General features: G+C 72.6%; 14 protein-coding genes and 1 riboswitch. Of the genes, 5 read left to right on the forward strand and 9 right to left on the reverse strand.

Annotated elements, in window-relative coordinates:
* Positions 1 to 149 precede the first annotated feature (149 nt).
* A riboswitch (SAM riboswitch) is annotated at positions 150 to 269 on the forward strand.
* 87 nt (positions 270 to 356) lie between these two features.
* Positions 357 to 1,673: a bifunctional o-acetylhomoserine/o-acetylserine sulfhydrylase gene (locus tag ABD831_RS18930; RefSeq protein WP_344950372.1), complete on the forward strand. Its 1,317-nt coding sequence runs from the start codon at positions 357 to 359 to the stop codon at positions 1,671 to 1,673.
* A 31-nt stretch (positions 1,674 to 1,704) separates the two neighbouring features.
* The gene (locus ABD831_RS18935) at positions 1,705 to 2,763 is read left to right on the forward strand and encodes an LD-carboxypeptidase (RefSeq protein WP_344950375.1); all 1,059 of its coding nucleotides are present in this window, start codon (positions 1,705 to 1,707) and stop codon (positions 2,761 to 2,763) included.
* 15 nt (positions 2,764 to 2,778) lie between these two features.
* Here ABD831_RS18935 and ABD831_RS18940 read toward each other — a convergent pair whose 3' ends face one another.
* The 9 genes from ABD831_RS18940 to ABD831_RS18980 form a co-directional block, all read right to left on the reverse strand.
* The gene (locus tag ABD831_RS18940) at positions 2,779 to 4,665 is read right to left on the reverse strand and encodes a Na+/H+ antiporter (RefSeq protein WP_344950378.1); all 1,887 of its coding nucleotides are present in this window, start codon (positions 4,663 to 4,665) and stop codon (positions 2,779 to 2,781) included.
* A 69-nt stretch (positions 4,666 to 4,734) separates the two neighbouring features.
* A complete protein-coding gene (locus ABD831_RS18945) occupies positions 4,735 to 5,931 on the reverse strand; it encodes a DegT/DnrJ/EryC1/StrS family aminotransferase (protein WP_344950381.1) in 1,197 nt (398 codons plus the stop codon).
* A complete protein-coding gene (locus tag ABD831_RS18950; RefSeq protein WP_344950384.1) occupies positions 5,928 to 6,938 on the reverse strand; it encodes an SDR family NAD(P)-dependent oxidoreductase in 1,011 nt (336 codons plus the stop codon). The genes ABD831_RS18945 and ABD831_RS18950 overlap by 4 nt, the downstream gene beginning before the upstream one ends.
* 102 nt (positions 6,939 to 7,040) lie before the next feature.
* The gene (locus tag ABD831_RS18955; RefSeq protein ID WP_344950387.1) at positions 7,041 to 8,096 is read right to left on the reverse strand and encodes a nucleotidyltransferase family protein; all 1,056 of its coding nucleotides are present in this window, start codon (positions 8,094 to 8,096) and stop codon (positions 7,041 to 7,043) included.
* Positions 8,093 to 9,373, reverse strand: coding sequence for a UDP-N-acetylglucosamine 2-epimerase (neuC, locus tag ABD831_RS18960; protein WP_344950390.1), 1,281 nt, complete (start codon positions 9,371 to 9,373; stop codon positions 8,093 to 8,095). Before neuC ends, ABD831_RS18955 begins: the two co-directional genes overlap by 4 nt.
* A gap of 8 nt (positions 9,374 to 9,381) precedes the next feature.
* Entirely contained in the window at positions 9,382 to 10,440 is a 1,059-nt protein-coding gene (locus tag ABD831_RS18965; RefSeq protein ID WP_344950393.1) for an N-acetylneuraminate synthase family protein, read from the reverse strand.
* On the reverse strand, positions 10,437 to 11,108 hold the full coding sequence (locus tag ABD831_RS18970) for a NeuD/PglB/VioB family sugar acetyltransferase (protein WP_344950396.1): 672 nt from the start codon (positions 11,106 to 11,108) through the stop codon (positions 10,437 to 10,439). The genes ABD831_RS18965 and ABD831_RS18970 overlap by 4 nt, the downstream gene beginning before the upstream one ends.
* Positions 11,109 to 12,560, reverse strand: a complete 1,452-nt coding sequence (locus ABD831_RS18975) for a hypothetical protein (protein WP_344950399.1) — start codon at positions 12,558 to 12,560, stop codon at positions 11,109 to 11,111. It abuts the gene before it with no gap.
* Positions 12,561 to 12,626: 66 nt separating this feature from the next.
* A complete protein-coding gene (locus ABD831_RS18980) occupies positions 12,627 to 14,063 on the reverse strand; it encodes a lipopolysaccharide biosynthesis protein (protein WP_344950402.1) in 1,437 nt (478 codons plus the stop codon).
* 109 nt (positions 14,064 to 14,172) lie between these two features.
* Between ABD831_RS18980 and ABD831_RS18985 the strand changes: the two genes are divergently transcribed.
* The 3 genes from ABD831_RS18985 to ABD831_RS18995 are packed head-to-tail and all read left to right on the forward strand — an operon-like array spanning position 14,173 to position 16,780.
* Complete coding sequence (locus ABD831_RS18985) at positions 14,173 to 15,213, forward strand: Gfo/Idh/MocA family protein (RefSeq protein ID WP_344950557.1); 1,041 nt, start codon at positions 14,173 to 14,175, stop codon at positions 15,211 to 15,213.
* Complete coding sequence (locus ABD831_RS18990; protein WP_344950405.1) at positions 15,210 to 15,995, forward strand: acylneuraminate cytidylyltransferase family protein; 786 nt, start codon at positions 15,210 to 15,212, stop codon at positions 15,993 to 15,995. Before ABD831_RS18985 ends, ABD831_RS18990 begins: the two co-directional genes overlap by 4 nt.
* Entirely contained in the window at positions 15,992 to 16,780 is a 789-nt protein-coding gene (locus tag ABD831_RS18995) for an SDR family oxidoreductase (protein WP_344950408.1), read from the forward strand. The genes ABD831_RS18990 and ABD831_RS18995 overlap by 4 nt, the downstream gene beginning before the upstream one ends.
* Positions 16,781 to 16,846 lie beyond the last annotated feature (66 nt).

Consider the following 16,846-nt stretch of genomic DNA (forward strand, 5'->3'; position numbering starts at 1 on the left):
CGCCAGTTCGGTTTAGTAGGACGTCCTAGTGATCGACGCCACGAGGGTCACCACGGCGACGCCGGGAGCTCCGCGGTGGCCCTCGCCGACGTCCACGATGAGGACAGCGGCTCCCGAAGGATGGACACGCATACGTACACTCGCCGGTAGGTCATGAGCGCCAGCGACAAGCCCCGGCTCGCTGGCCGGCAACCCTCCAACCGCGGTGGGGTGCCCCGGGTGAAGACCTGGCCCGTCGACGCCTCCCGGCGCGAGGGCAAGCGCGGAGAGCACCTCTCCCGCACCGACCCGTCGGTGCAGCGGGTCCGTCACCAGGAGGACCCCGGTCATCGACACGACCCAGGAAGAGCAGACCGATGACCGAGCCCAGCTGGTCCTTCGAGACCAAGCAGATCCACGCCGGACAGAGCGCCGACAGCGCCACGGGAGCCCGCGCGCTGCCGATCTACCAGACGACGAGCTACGTCTTCGACGACACCGACCACGCAGCCAACCTGTTCGGGCTCAAGGAGTTCGGCAACATCTACACCCGCCTCATGAACCCGACGACGGATGTCGTCGAGCAGCGCGTCGCAGCGCTCGAGGGTGGCGTGGGTGCCCTCCTCGTCGCCTCGGGACAGTCGGCGACGACGCTCGCCCTGCTCAACATCGCCGAGGCGGGCGACCACGTCGTGGCCTCGCCGAGCCTCTACGGCGGCACCGTCAACCTGCTGAAGTTCACCTTCCCCAAGCTCGGCATCGAGGTCAGCTTCGTCGAGGACCCGACGTCGATCGAGTCCTGGCGTGCAGCCGTGCGCCCGAACACCAAGGCGTTCTTCGGCGAGACCATCGCCAACCCCAAGGCCGAGGTCCTCGACATCGAGGCGGTCGCCGCCCTCGCCCACGAGCACGGCGTCCCCCTCGTCGTCGACAACACGATCGCGACGCCGTACGTCATCCGGCCCATCGAGTGGGGCGCCGACGTCGTCGTGCACTCGGCGACGAAGTACCTCGGCGGTCACGGCACGTCCATCGCCGGCGTCATCGTCGACTCGGGCAACTTCGACTACGCCCGGGACCCGGAGAAGTTCCCGAACTACAACACGCCCGAGGAGAGCTACCACGGGCTCGTCTTCGCGCGCGACCTCGGCGTGGGCAGCCCCCTGGGAGCCAACCTGTCCTACATCCTCAAGGCGCGCGTCCAGCTCCTGCGCGACCTCGGGCCGTCGGCGTCACCCTTCAACGCCTTCCTCATCGCCCAGGGACTCGAGACGCTGTCGCTGCGCATCGAGCGACACCTCGACAACGCCGCCAAGGTGGCCGCCTTCCTCCAGGGCCACGAGCAGGTGGAGCGGGTCGTCTGGGCGTCCCTGCCCGAGAGCCCGTCGCACGCCACGGCGCAGAAGTACGCCCCACGCGGCGCCGGCGCCGTGCTCTCCTTCGAGATCGTGGGCGGCCTCGACGCAGGCAAGAAGTTCGTCGAGGCCCTCACCCTGCACAGCCACGTCGCCAACATCGGTGACGTGCGCTCGCTCGTGATCCACCCGGCCTCGACGACGCACTCGCAGGGACCCGAGGAGGACCGCGTCGCTGCCGGCGTCACCCCGGGACTCGTGCGGCTCTCCGTCGGCATCGAGCACATCGACGACATCCTCGCCGACCTCGAGCAGGGTTTCGCCGCCGCCAAGGGGTGACCGACGGGAAACCGGGCTGAAGCGGAGCGGCATGGCTGGCACCATGGCAGCCATGCCGATCCGCTACCCCGCCCCGCTCCGTCCCGGTGACCGGATCGGCGTCACCTCCCCGAGCTCCGGCGTCTCCGACGCCCTCTGGGGCCGGTTCTCGTATGCCGTGCGCTGCCTCCGCGACCGCGGGTTCGAGGTCGTCGTGGGCGAGCTCAACCACGCGCCCTCCCACGTGAGCGGCCCCCGCGGAGCGCGCGCTGCCGAGCTGATGGCGATGCTCCTCGACCCGAGCATCCGGGCGGTCGTTCCGCCGTGGGGCGGCGAGACGGCCATCGACCTGCTCGACCTGCTCGACCTCGACGCGGTGGCCGCGGCCGAGCCGACGTGGTGCATCGGCTTCTCCGACACCTCGACGTGGCTGACACCGCTCACCCTCACCACGGGCATCGCGACGATCCACGGGCAGAACCTCATGGACACCCCGTACGCCGTGCCGGACGGCATACTCCACTGGGTCGACGTGGCGGGCGCCGCCAAGGGTGACGAGCTCCGGCAGCACTCCCCCGGCCGGCACCGCACCGGCGGCTGGGACGACTACGCCGGCAACCCGACGGTCTCCGAGATGACGCTCGAGGGACGCGGCTCGTGGACCCGTATCGACCCCGGCGGCAAGGACGAGCCGGCCACCTTCTCCGGTCGGCTCATCGGCGGCTGCGTGGAGACGCTCAGCTTCCTCGCGGGCGGGAGGTACGCGGACACGAATGCCTTTGCGGCGCAGCATGCCCCGGAGGGCCTCGTCGTCCTGCTCGACATCGCCGAATGGAAGTCCTACGACATCTGCCGCGCCCTGCACGCCATGCGCCTGCGCGGCTGGTTCGACGCCGCGACCGGGATCCTCGTGTCACGCACCCGGGCCCCCGAGCCGGACGGCTTCACCCAGCACGCAGCCGTCGTCGACGCCCTCGGCATGCTCGGGGTGCCGATCCTCGCCGACGTCGAGTGCGGGCACGTGCAGCCCTTCCTCGCCCTGGTCCAGGGCGCGACGACGGCGGTCGTCCACGACGGCGACACGCACACCGTCAGCCAGCGACTGGACTGACGCCGCCCGCCTCGGTCACCCGACGACCTCGTCGACGAAGCACCAGCGCCATGCCTCTCCCGGCTCGATCGAGCGCATGACCGGGTGCTGCGTCTCGTGGAAGTGGGCGGTGGCGTGCTTCATCTCGGAGGAGTCGCAGCAGCCGACGTGACCGCACTGGAGGCACAGGCGCAGGTGCACCCAGGTCGTGCCGTCGCGCAGGCACTCCTCGCACCCCTCGGGGGTGCGGGCAGCCGCACAGGAGTCGGTGTCGCGGAGGTGCTCGCAGGGAGCCTCGATCGTGTCCACGGGCAACATCTCACTCTCTGCCAGGCGACTCTCCTGGTCATCGATCCGGTCGAGCATGGTCTCCTCGAGGTCGAGGGACCCGAGCACCGTGCGGAGCACGACGTGGTCGGCCCGGCCCTCGTCTCGCAGCCGCAGCACCTCGTCGCGCTCGGCCTGCAGCATCTTCATGCGGGCCCGGCGGTAGCGGGCGCTCGGCGTCTCGTCGGCGTCGCCGCTGCGCGGCCCCAGCCGCTCCCACATCTGGTTGAGCCGGTCCTCGGAGCGCGAGCGGAGGATCTCGCGCGTCGCGTCGTCGAGTCCGTCCATGCCGTCGAGCACGTCGAGACCCGACCGGGTCGCGGCCTGCAGCACGGTCGCCGCCTGGAGCGCGTCCTCGCGGGGGTCGGGGCCACGCACACCGAGGCGCCGGGCGAGCGCCGGCAGGGTGGTGCCCTGGATGAGCAGCGTGCCGACGGTGACGACGACGGCGATGAGGACGAGCACGTCACGATGGAGGGTGTTGACGGGCAGCAGCAGGGCCGCGGCGAGGGTCACCACACCGCGCATGCCCGCCCACGACAGGACGACGGTGTGCGTCCACGGCGCGTGCGCCTCGTTGTGGAAGACCCGCGTGCTGAGGAAGCGGAAGGGGACGAGCCAGAGCGGGCGCAGCACCAGGACCGCCACGAGCGTCCCGACCGACGCGAGCGTGATCTGGCCCGCCGACAGGTCCGAGCTGCGGACGCTGTCGAGGACGTAGAAGACCTGCAGCCCGATGAGGAGGAAGACGGCGTTCTCGAGGAGGAACTGGATGGAGGTCCAGTTGATCCGCTCGCTGATGCGCGAGGCTCCCGTCTGCGTGCGCGGCGACTTGTGGCCGAGGATGAGGCCGGCGGTGACGACGGCGATGACCCCGGAGGCGTGCAGCTCCTCCGCGGGGACGTAGGCGGCGAACGGCACCATGAACGACAGGACCGTGTCGAACGCCGGCTCGGTGGAGAAGTGCCGGCGCAGCACGGCCACGACCAGCGCGACTAGGAAGCCGATGACGGCGCCCCCGACCGAGGCCCAGGCGAAGTCGAGCACGACCCCGCCGAAGGTCACCCCGTTCGAGGTCACACCCGCAGCGAGTCCCGCAGCGGCCAGGGCTGTTCGCAGCGAGACGAGGGCGGTTGCGTCGTTGACGAGCGACTCCCCCTCGAGGATGGACACGAGGCGCCGCGGCAGACCGATGCGGCGGCCGACCGCCGTCGCCGCGACCGCGTCCGGCGGCGCGACGACCGCGCCGATGGCGAAGGCGACCGCGAAGTCGAGACCGAGGGCCCAGCGCAGGAAGAGCGCCACCCCGAGGGCCGTGAAGAGCACGAGCCCCACGGACAGGCTGAGGATGACGACCCGGTTGTTGCGGAAGTCGACGAGGGAGGTCTGGATGGCCGCGGCATACAGCAGCGGCGGCAGGATGCCGAGCAGCACGACCTCTGGGCTCAGGGCCACCTCGGGCACGAACGGGAGGTAGGACCCGAGGATGCCGACCACGATGAGCACGAGGGGCGCCGGCAGGTCGAACCGGTCGGCGAGCCACGCGCCCCCGAGGACGGTGGCGGCTATCGCGAGCAGCCCGATGGCGATCTCCACGACGACATCCTGCCCCACACCGCCACGAAGGCGCGTCGACGGTCCGGCGACGCGCCTCGGACGACGGAGTCAGGCGAAGAAGCTGCGCACCGCGGCGATGACGCGGTCCTGGTCGGCGTCGGTCAGCTCGGTGGCGCACGGGAGCGAGAGGCCGCGGGCGAAGAGGCCGTCGCCGACCGCTCCACCGAGGACCGGGGCAGTGAGGAACGGGGGTTGGGCGTGCAGCGGGCGCCACAGCGCCCGCGCGCCGACACCGAGTCCGTTGAGGTGGTCGAGGAACTCGTCGCGTCCGCGACCGTCGGTCTCGGGTACGAGGACCGAGTAGAGCCAGTACGTCGCGCCGAGGCCCTCGACGCGGGGCGGCAGCACGAGCGGCAGGTCCGCGAAGGCCTCGTCGTAGCGGGCGGCGATGCGGTGCTTGGCGCCGACGAAGTCGTCGAGACGCTCGAGCTGGGCGAGTCCGAGGCCGGCCGCGATGTTGGTGAGGCGGTAGTTGTAGCCGACCTCGTCGTGGAGGTAGCCGACGTCGGGCACCTTCGCCTGGGTGGTGAGGTGTCGGGCGCGGGCTGCGAGGTCGTCGTCGTCGGTGACGAGCATGCCGCCGCCGCCGGTCGTCGCGATCTTGTTGCCGTTGAAGGAGAAGCAGCCGATGCGCCCGACGGTCCCGGTGTGCCGTCCGGCGTAGCGGCCGGCCGTCCACGTGGCCCCGAGGGACTCCGCGGCGTCCTCGAGCACGGGTATGCCGTGTCGCTCGCAGGCGTCCATGAGCGGTTCCATGTCGGCGGGCTGCCCGAGCACGTGGACGATCTCGACGGCCCGGGGTTGCGCCTCTCCTGCGACGGCGCGGCGGTCGAGCTCGGCCGCGAGCAGGGCGGGGTCGATGTTCCAGGTCGTCGTCTCGGCGTCGACGAGCACGGGCCGGGCGCCGCAGTAGGCGATCGGGTTGACCGAGCCGACGAAGGTGAAGTCGGAGCAGACGACGTCGTCGCCACGCCCCACCCCGAGCAGCAGCAGGCCGATGTGGATCGCCGCCGTGCCGCTCGCGCAGGCGACCGCGTGCTTGGCGCCGACCCGCTCGGCGAAGCGCCGTTCGAACTCCGAGACGAAGGGTCCGACGGACGAGACGAAACCGGACTCGACGGCCTCGAGGACGTAGCGACGCTCCAGCTCACCGATGTTGGGCACGGCGAGCGGGATGGTGCCCTCGGGTCCACGGGCGCCCGGAGCGTGCGCCTCGCCGGCGGGGGCGCTGCCTGCGCCGCTCACCGGTGGTACCGCCCGGCGGTCTCGGGGTCGACGCGCGGACGCAGCCACTCGGCGGTGGCGGCGAGGCCCTCCTCGAGCGAGACGGTCGGCGCCCAGCCGAGGACCTCGTTGGCCCGTGTCGGGTCCGACAGCAGGATCTGCACCTCCGAGCCCTCGGGCCGGATGCGGTCGTTCTCCGTGACGATCTCGGCGTCGCTGCCGGTGACCTTGCGGCACAGCTGCACGACGTCGCCGACGGAGACGGTGCGGCCGGTGCCGAGCTGGATCGTCGTGCCCGGCGCGACGTCGGCGAGGGCGGCCCGCACGAACCCGTCGGCCGTGTCGGTGACGAAGGTGAAGTCACGCTTGGGGGTCACGTCGCCGAGCCTCAGCTCGGTGGCGCCGGCCAGCAGCTGCGACAGGACGGTCGGGATGACCGCACGCGTCGACTGGCGCGGACCGAAGGTGTTGAACGGGCGCAGGGTCGTCACGGGCGTCTCGAAGGACAGGGCGTACGACTCGCACATCTTGTCGGCCGAGATCTTCGTCGCGGAGTAGGGCGACTGGCCACGCAGCGGGTGCGCCTCGGTGATCGGCACCTCCTCGGGCGTGCCGTACACCTCCGAGGTAGAGGTGTTGACCATGCGCGGGGTGCCGTGGCGGCGGACCGCCTCGAGGACGTTGAGCGTGCCGATGACGTTGGTCTCGACGTAGGAGCGAGGAGCGACGTAGGAGAACGGGATCGCGATGAGGGCCGCGAGGTGCAGCACGACGTCGACGCCCTCGGTCGAGGCCATGACGTGCTCGGGGTCGCGGATGTCACCGAGGACCACCTCGGCCTGCCCGTCGCGGACCGCGGCCCGGAACGCCTCGGACTCGTCGAGCCACCCCGTGGAGCCGTTGGAGTTGTAGAGGCAGAACGCCCGCACGTGAGCGCCGTCGGCGAGCAGCCGCTCGACGACGTGGGAGCCGATGAAGCCGTCGGACCCCGTCACGAGGACCGTCTTGCCTGCGATCGACCCAGCCATCGGCCTGGGCGTGAATTCCGTTGTCACATTTGCCTTCTCGTCGTGGTTCGTCATATCTGTGAGGCACGCGGGAGCGCCGGCAGTGCCCGCCGTGCCTGGGTGTCAGGCCTCGCCCTTGGCGCGGGCGAGGTCCTTCGGGGTGCCGACGTCGATCCACTCGCTCTGGATCGGCCACGCCGTCACCGGCTCCTCGCGCTCGAGGCAGGTCTCCACGAGTCCCGGCATCGTGCTGGCCCGTCCCACCGGGAGCCAGGCGAGCGCACGCGGCTCCACGGCATACACCGCCGCGTTGATGTCGAAGCTCAGCGTCGGCTTCTCCGACACGGCCGTGACCCGCCCGTCGGTGCTCTCGACGACGCCGAAGGGCACCTCGTGCTGGTAGGTGCGCGTCGCGACGGTCACCACCGCCCCCGTGCGCCGGTGCGCCTCGAGCAGGTCACTCGCGTCGAACTCGACCATGAGGTCACCGTTCATGACGAGCACCGGCTCCTCGAGGTCCGGGCGCTGCTCGCGCAGCAGGGTCAGCGACCCCGCCGTGCCCAGGGGACGGTCGGGGTCCTCACGCAGGTAGCGCACCCGGCAGCCGAGACGCGAGCCGTCACCGAGGTGCTCCTCGATCTGCTCCGCGAGGTAGTTGACGCTGACATAGATCTCACGGAGGCCGTCACCGACCAGACCCAGCACGATCCACTCGAGGATCGAGCGACCAGCCACCGTCATCAACGGCTTCGGCGTGTCCTTCGTCAGCTCCCCCAGACGCGTGCCGCGTCCTCCCGCCATGACCACCGCGACGTTGGGCAGCGGCGCCGAGCCCACGACGTCGGAGAGCGTGTGCAGCCCCACGAGCGAGCGGTCCTCCGCCAGCTCGGGCACCGCGGAGATCCGCAGCGCCTGCATGAGGTCGAGCACGAGCGCGCGCGGCGAGCCCGCCGCGACGAAGTGGGGGCTGCGGGTCGCGTGGTCCAGGGCCAGGTCGTCGAGACTCGTGCCCTTGAGGAACGCCCGACGCAGGTCGCCGTCGGTGAGCAGGCCCGCAAGCCGGTTGTCGGCGTCGACGAGCAGGCACACGAGGTTGCCACTGCGGTCGACGACCTCCAGCGCATCGCGGATCGTCGCCGTCGTCGGCGCGCACGCCGCACGCAGGTCTCGCGCCGTCACTCCTCTTCCTCCTCGTTCGTCGACCGGGACCGGTCAGGCCCCGCCTGCGGCGCCGACGCCAGGTCGACGAAGTGCTTGACCCGTGGGGCGAGCGCCGCTGTCCGAACGATAGCGAGGATGCGAGCGCTGGCCGAGCCCGAGCCGTAGGGGTTGGTGACGCGCGCCGAGTGCTCACGCCAGCGCGGGCTGAGCGCCGTCCGCAAGGCGGCCTCGACCGCAGCCCGTCCCTCCGCGGCGTGCACGACGTTGTCGCCGCGGAGCCGACCACGCTGGCGCTCGCCGATGTCGACGGCCGGGACGTGGACGGTCGCGGCCTCGATGACACCCGAGCTCGAGTTGCCGACGACGACGTCGGCCGCAGCGAGCACGCGCGGGTAGTCGCGCCCGAGGGCGGGGACGAGGCGCAGGCGCGGCTCTCGGGCCGCGAGCTCGGTCAACGCCCCGAGGATCTCGTCCCGTCCCTCGTCCATGCCGGGATGCGTGGCGACGACCGTGCCGCACGTGGCGAGCGCTGCCTCGGCGGCCTCACGGGCCCACTCCCCCACGGGGGCGCCGGGCTGGGCCGTCGGCGGGTGGTAGGTGAAGAGCGCCAGCGGCCGCTCGACGGTGGTGCCGGGCGGGTCGTCAGGCAGGTCGTCGGGCAGGTCGCCGGACACGTCGGCGGGCACAGCGCCGATCAGGTCGGCCAGCTCGGCGTCGGGGATCGGTGCTGCACCGGCCAGCCGGTCGAGGCCGGGGGCGCCGGTGACGTGGACGCGGTCGCCCGGCTCTCCGAGCTGGCGCACCCGCGCGGCGGCGTCCTCGGACGCGACACAGTGCTGGTCGGCGAGCTTGGTCACGGCGTGCCGGACACGCTCGTCGAGCGCCCCCTCGGTCACCTCTCCCCCGTGCAGGTGCACGACCGGGATCCCGAGCAGGACGGCGGCGGGCACGACGTAGAGCAGCTCCCAGCGGTCCCCCAGCACGACGAGCACGTCGATCCCCTCGGCGCGCAACGCCTGACCGGCAGCACGAGCCAGCATGGCACCCTGCTCCAGCTGCGCCCCGACGGTCACCTCCGACATCGGCTCGGCCAGCGAGACGACGGCCGCGCGCCAGACGTCCTCGGAGGCGCTCGTGGGCAGGGCGGCGACGAGGTCGTCGGCGGCATACATGACGCCGGTCAGCACGCGGAGGGTCAGGTCGTCCGCCGACTGCAGTGCCTCGAGGACGGGCGAGAGCGGACCGAGGTCGGCGCGGGTGCCGACGAAGACGGCGACGGTGAGAGGCGAGGCCATCCGTCGGATCAGCCCGCCAGGTCGGCGTCGGTCACGGGCGCGCCGGCCTCGACCGCCCGCGCGAGGACGCGGCCGCGGATGTCGACCGCAGGGCTGATGCCACCCTCGGGCCGGAGCAGCTGCAGGTCTGCACCGGTGAGCTCGGTCCCGGCAGGCATGGCGTGCGCGGCGTGCCACGACCGGCGCACGAGGACGGCGTTCTCCTCCTCCGACGGCATGCGCACCTTGACGCCGTCGCCCAGGGCGACCGCGAGCTGCTTCGTCGCGGTGACGTAGTCGGTCAGCGCGTCGGGCTCCAGGCTGGCCAGGTGGTCGGGGCCCGGAAGGGTGCGGTCGCTCGTGAAGTGCTTCTCGAGGATGGGCGCGCCGAGCGCGACCGCGCCGAGCGCCGTCGTCAGTCCCGGCGTGTGGTCCGACCACCCCACGGGGATGCCGTGCAGCTCGGTCAGACGCGGGATGACGCGCAGGTTGCACTCCTCCACGGGGGCCGGGTAGGCCGAGACGCAGTGGAAGAGGACGAGCCCGGGGGCGTCGGCGCAGGCCTCGACGGCAGCCTCGACCTCGTGCTCGGTGCCCATGCCGGTCGAGACGAGCAGCACGACGCCGAGCTGCGACATCTCGCGCAGGTAGGGCAGGTTGGTCAGCTCGCCCGAGCTGACCTTGAGTGCCGGGAGACCGAGGTCGACGAGCATCTCTGCGCTGTCGAGGTCGAAGGGCGTCGAGAGGAACGTCGTGCCGGCCTCGGTGGCGTGGTCGCGCAGCTCGACCCACGCCTCCTTCGGAAGCGTCAGGGCCTCGAGAAGGCTGCGCTGGTCCGAGCTGCCGCCGCGGTCACGCTGGTAGGGAGTCGTGGCGGCGGCGGACGAGACGAGCTTCTCGGGCGAGAAGGTCTGGAACTTCACGGCGTCGGCCCCGGACGCGGCGGCGATGTCGACGAGCCGGTGGGCGAGCGCGATGTCGCCGTTGTGGTTCACGCCGGCCTCGGCGATGACGAAGACGTCGCCGGGGGTCGGCACCTCGCGTGCGCCGATGGCGACCGGCGTGACGGCGTTCAGGTGGTCGCTCATGGGGTGCCTCCAAGGGGGCGGTCGTCTCGGGTGGCCCGGGTTGCGGGCGTGGTTGCGGGGGCGCCGACGACGGTCTCGCCGTCGGCGACGTGCCGGGTGACGACGGCGCCGGCCCCGACGGTCGCGCCCGCGCCGACGCTGACGAGGGGCAGGACGCGCGCGCCGCTGCCGACGAGGGTGCCGTCCCCGACGGACGCGCCGCCGAGGAGCACGGCCCCGGGCGCGACGTGGACGCCCACGCCGACGCTGCAGTCGTGCTCGACGACGGCCGCGGTGTTGACGACGACGGCGTCGCCGAGGCGGCTCGAGGGGCCGACGTGCGCGTGCTCGAGCACGACGGTGCCGGCGCCGAGGATGCTGCGGGTCGACACCGTGGCGGTCGAGGCGACCACGGGCGGGACCGAGAGTCCGCGCTGCACGAGCTCGCGGACGAGGCGGGTACGGGCCGGGTTGGACCCGATGGCGACGACGGCGTGCAGGCCGCGAGCCGCGATGAGCTCGAACGCCGCCCGGTCGTCGGCGACGACGTCGACGTGCCAGGACTCGCCATCGGGCGAGTCACCCGAGACCGCGACGACGGTCTGACCGGCGCGCTCGAGGACGTCGACGACCGAGCGGGCGTGGCCACCCGCTCCGAGGACGACCCAGCCGGTCTCTCCCCCTGTCACTCAGACCGTCCCGGGGGTGGCGCCGACCGTGGCACCCGTGGCACCCGGCACGTGGCCGAGCGACGCGGCCGCCTCGGCGAGCGCACCGCCGACCTTGCGGATGTTGTCGGGCTCGAGCACGGCGGGCACGCGCGGCGGGTCGAGCACGAGGCCCTCCCACGAGTTGCGCACGTACTCGTGGACGAACCACTCGTCGATCGAGGCCTGGTCGGCCTTGAGCGACTCCCAGCCGCGGTCGGCGACGAACTGCGTCAGGTCGTCGGGTGAGTCGAGCTGCGCGACGTTGCCGAGGCCGCTCCACGGCATCTCGGCGCCGGTGACGACCGGCAGGCCGAGCAGCCCCGCCTCGAGACCGACCGTGCCGGTGGCGGTGACGGTGAAGACGGCCTGCTTCATCAGCTCGCGAGAGTCGGCGAACGGGTCGATCGTCGCGATGTTGGGGTGGGCGTCGAACTGGGGCCAGTAGTCGGGGTCGCGGCGCCACATGAAGTGGGCGTGCTCCTTGACGGCGACGCCGATGTCGAGCGGCGCGAGCGCATCGGCGAGGACGCGCGCGGTGTAGGCCTGGTCGCGCCACTCCTGGCCCATGACGTCGGCGCTCGACTCGGGCTGCACCTGCAGCGGCAGGAAGACGAACTTCTCGGGCACCGGGTCCCAGCGGCGGTCCTGGTACTCACGCAGGTTGAGCCGCGCCTTGACGGGGTTGAGCCACGGCAGCCGGGCGTAGTCGCTCGGCCTCGGCAGCTGCAGGTTGGCGCCGCGGTCGACCGCGAACTCCTTGATGCGGTCGCTCGCGAGGCGCCAGATCTCCTGGCCGGTCTCGACCTTGAGGTTGCGAGCGAAGCCCATCGGGCGGCCGTGCTCGGCGCGCCAGGCATCGATGAAGGTCTGGCCCGCCGCGAGCGCCTCGGGGTCCTCGACCTGCCGCTCCCACAGGGTGATCCCCTTGGGCGCGCCGATGAGGCCGAAGCGGTCGGACGGGAGGCGTATGCCGCGTGGCCAGGTCGCGAGGCCGCCGTGGTGGGTGACGAGGCCGGCGGTGAGCAGCTCGGACGTCACGGTGAACTCGACGAGGGCGAGCACCGGCCCGCGGCCCTCGATGGCGGCCTCGAGCTCCTCGGCGGCGAGGTTGAGGAAGTTCATCGCCGTGTCGACCCGGTTGCGGCGCAGCGCCCGCTCCGACACGAGCAGGTCGAGCGGGTCGAGCCCCACACCGGCGCAGGCGCGCTTGAGAGCGGCGTGCGGCGCGAGGCCGCTGACGACGTTCGCCTTGCGCGCTGCGGCATACGGCAGCCGGACGGTCGTGGCCCGCGGTGCGTGCTTGCGCACCCAGGCGAGGTTGGCGTCCGTCCGCACGACGAGGACGAGGTCCTTGGTCTCGAAGCCGGCGTGCACGAGGGCCGGCACGAGGAGGTCGTCGTAGCCCAACCCCATGTGGACGAGCGGTGTCACCACGAAAGCGTGTCTCCTGCGTGTCGGTGCGTGCCGGATCGGGCCGAGCCGGACGAGCGCCCCATCCTATCCGCGGAGGGTACGCACGATTCGCGGCGCGATGGCCGCGGCACCCGCGGCGACGAGGAGGGCGAGCACGAGCCGCACCCAGGAGGCGGGCCCCTCGAGCGGCAGAACGGCCCCGACGAGGGCGAGGGCGACGCCGACGACCGCCACGAGGGCCACCCTGGGCGGCCAGCGCAGCGGCGAGTGGGTGCGGGCGAACCACGTGGTCGACGCCATGAGCACGACATAGCCGAGGGCCTTGGCGATCGCGACGCCGACGATGCCGCCCGTCGCTCCCGGACGCGGGGCGAGCCACAGCGCGACGAGGACGACGACGGCGAGCGAGGCGAGGGCCGCCCAGGCCAGTCGCCCGGTGCGCTCGGCGTCGAGCACGGCCAGGGACGACCCTTGGTAGAGCATGTACGACACGGACACCGTGCAGATGACCCCGAGCGCGCCGACGATCGAGACGCGGTCGAAGCTCGGGTCGGCCATGACGGCGACGAGCCAGGGTCCCAGCAGGGCCACGCCTGCGGCCCCCGCGGCGACGACCGTCGTGAGGGCCGTGCCGGTGCGGGCCGTCCAGGGCCAGCGCCCCTCGATCGGGTGCGAGAGCACGAGCGGTCCCCAGGCGTTGAAGAGGGCGACCGCGAGGACGAACGGCATGTTCCCGAGCTGCAGGGCCACCTGGTAGCTGCCGGCGCCCGACTCACCGACGAGGAACCGTGCGAGCAGCACGTCGCCCGAGAGCAGACCGAGCATGGCGGCAGCCTGGGGCAGCAGCGGCGCGGCGAGGCGGATGCCCGCGCGGACGCGCTCACGTTCGACGGTGGGTGGCAACGGACGACCGAGGACGAGAGCGAGGACGGCCGCGACCACGACGACGGCCGCGTATGCCGTGAGGTACCTCTCCGCCGTCGGCTCGCCGCGCGACGCGAGGAGGCCGGCCAGCTGGGCACCTACGGTCGCGAGCACGGCGAGCGCGAGGAACCCCCACGGCTGCAGGCGCGCCCGCATCAGGGTCTGTCCAGAGACGACCGTCGTCAGGGCGACGGCAGCGACGACGAGCGGCACCCACTGCCCGAGGTCGGCGTGCCCGGCTGCAGAGAGGGCGACCGCCACGGCCAGACCGACGACGCCGAGCCCGAGGGCGAGCAGCACCATCGTCCCCGCCAGCGCTCGCGCGACGCGTGGGCCCTCGCCACCCCGGTGGTGCTCGCGGAGCACGACCTGCGGCAGTCCGGCGGCCGCGATGGTGCCGACCATCTGCACGACGACGAGACCCGTTGCCACCCGGCCGAACTCGACGTCTCCGAGCACGCGGGTGGCGAAGGGCAGCACGAGGAGCACACCGAGTCCCTGCAGCGCGGTGCCGACGAGGTAGATCACCGAGTGCGCACCGAGGGAGGCGCCGGTGCGGTCGGCGGTGGGCGTGGTGCCTTCGGGCGTGCTCGTCACAGACCCGAAGGTACCGGTGCCTCGGGCGGTGCGTTCGCCGCCGTCGGGCGTGACGACGCCGCCGTGACCGGCCCGCCGCTGCTTCCTCTAGCCTGCAGGGGTGCCAAGCATGCCTGCCTCCTCGTCGCGCGTCGTCGTGCGCGGCTCCGGTTCGATCGGGCAGCGGCACGCGCGGGTCTTCCGGCAGGAGGGCGCAGACGTGTCGTTGTGGCCGGTCCGCGACCGTGGCCCTGCTGCTGCCGACGACGTCGACGAGGCCACCGGGGCCGCACTCCTCGACGACACGTCCGGACCGGCGACCCTGCGCGACGCCTTCGTCGTCGTCGCCACCGACACGGCCCGTCACGTGGCTGACGCCATCGAGGCCCTCGACGCCGGTGCCGAGAAGGTGCTCGTCGAGAAGCCCGTGGCACCGACCGCGGAGGACGCCCGAGCGCTGTACGAGCACCCTCGGCACCTGGACGTCTGGGTCGCTGCACCCCTGCGCGCCCACGAGGCGTTCCGCCACCTGCGACGGCTCGTCAGCCGCCTCGACCAGGGCGGGTCCGCGCACGTCTGGTCGCAGTCGTGGCTCCCGGACTGGCGACCCGACCGCGACTACCGCGACTCCTACTCGGCCCGGCCCGGGGAGGGTGGGGTCCTGCGCGACCTCGTCCACGAGATCGACTACGCCACGGTGCTGTTCGGCGCCCCGGTCCTCCTGGGCGCCGGCGTGGCAGTCGGTGGCCCTCTCGAGATGGACGCCGAGCAGGCGGCCACGCTCCTGTGGACGTCGGGCCGCGCGTTCCACGTGACGATGCGGCTCGACTACGTCACCCGCCCCTCGAGCCGTGGCGTCGTCGTGCGCTCCCCCGACGGCATCCTCGAGTGGGACGTGGGCCGAGCTGCGGTGCGCCACACCACCCCGGACGGTGAGGTGACCGAACAGCTCTTCGACCACGACCTGGACCGCGACATCGTCATGGGCACCCAGGCCCGTGCTGCCCTGACGCTTCGGCCGTCGAGCGCGGTGGACGAGCGCGTCGCCCGTGGCGCGCCGGCCACCCTCACCGAGGGCATTGCCTCGATCCGGCTCTGCGACGAGGCCCGCGCCGCAGGTGTGCCCGAGCCAGCCGCCATCACCGACACCCACTCCGAGGACGGCTCGTGACCGATCAGCACCCACCCCGCGTCCTCGCGGTCATTCCCGCGCGCGGCGGCTCCAAGGGCCTGCCCCGCAAGAACATCCGTCCGCTGTGGGGTCTGCCGCTCATCGCCCACAGCGTCCGCGCTGCCACCCTGACGCCCGAGGTGACACGGTGCGTCGTCACGACCGACTCGGCCGAGATCGCGGATGTCGTGCGCGCCCACGGCGGCGAGGCGCCGTTCCTGAGGCCGACCGAGCTCGCGGCCGACGACACCCCGATGGCACCGGTCGTGCGCCACGCGCTCGAGTGGGTCGAGCACGAGGAGGGCCGGCCCTACGACGCGGTGCTCCTCCTCGACCCGACGAGCCCCGCCCGGATGCCCTCACAGCTCGCGGAGGCCGTGCGCCGCCTCACCACGACGCCCACCCTCGACGGGGTCATCAGCGTCAGCGAGCCGACGTTCAACCCGGTGTGGGTCGGGGTTCGCCCGGACGACACCCGGGACGGCGCCCTGTCCCGCTTCTTCGAGTCCGGCACCGGCGTGACCCGCCGCCAGGACGTCGGCCGCTTCCTGCGGATCAACGGCAACTTCTACCTGTGGCGTGCCGACTTCGTGCGGCGACTCGAGGCGTCGTGGTTCGACGAGGGCACGCACGAGGGGCTGGAGATCCCCGAGGCGCAGGCCTTCTCCATCGACGACGAGTACGAGTTCCGGCTCATCGAGGCGCTCATCGGCGCAGGGCTCATCACCCTGCCCTGGCTCGACGTCACCGACCCCAGCGCCCCCCGGGAGGACCAGCGATGACGACCGCCCCCACGACCTCGCTCACCGGACGCACCGCCGTCGTGACCGGCGGCGCCGGTCCCCTCGGGCGGGTGCTCGCCGACGCCCTCGCGACCGCGGGCGCCCGCGTCGTCGTCGTCGATCTCGACGAGGCCGCCTGCGAGGCTGCCGTCAGCACCCTTCCGGGCCCGGGCCACATGCCGATCGGCGCCGACCTCCTTGATCCGCCAGGCATCTCACGGGTTGTGGACATGGTCCACGACCTCGGCGCCTGCGACATCCTCGTCAACAACGCGGCGTTCACCGGCACCTCCGGTGTCCCGGGGTATGCCGTGCCGTTCGAGGAGCAGACCGACGACGCCTTCGCGATGGCGCTGGCCCTCAACCTCACGGCGCCGTTCTCGCTGACGCGCCGGCTCGCGCCGCTGCTGCGGGCGGGTGGGCACGGCAGCGTCGTCAACGTCTCGAGCATCTACGGCCTCGTCGGGCCCAACATGGGCCTCTACGAGGGCACCCGCATGGGCAACCCCGCGGCCTACGCCGCGAGCAAGGGCGGCATCGCCCAGCTGACGCGCTACCTCTCGACCGTGCTGGCGCCGGAGGTCCGGGTCAACGCCTTCGCGCCGGGCGGCATCGCGCGCGGCCAGGACGAGGCGTTCGTCGAGCGCTACGAGCGCCTCACCCCGCTGGCGCGGATGGGGACCGAGGACGACTTCCGCGGCGTCGTCACCTGGCTCGCCTCGGACGCCTCGGCCTACGTCACGGGTCAGGTCGTCGCCGTCGACGGCGGCTGGACCGCCTGGTAGCCGCGTCCCCAGCTCCGCGGCCCCCGACACGGGTCGAGGTGGTGCCGGCACCGGGCAGGTGCCGGC

Origin of the sequence: Terrabacter ginsenosidimutans, from assembly GCF_039539425.1 — a bacterium.
GTDB classification, from domain to species: Bacteria; Actinomycetota; Actinomycetes; order Actinomycetales; family Dermatophilaceae; genus Terrabacter; species Terrabacter ginsenosidimutans.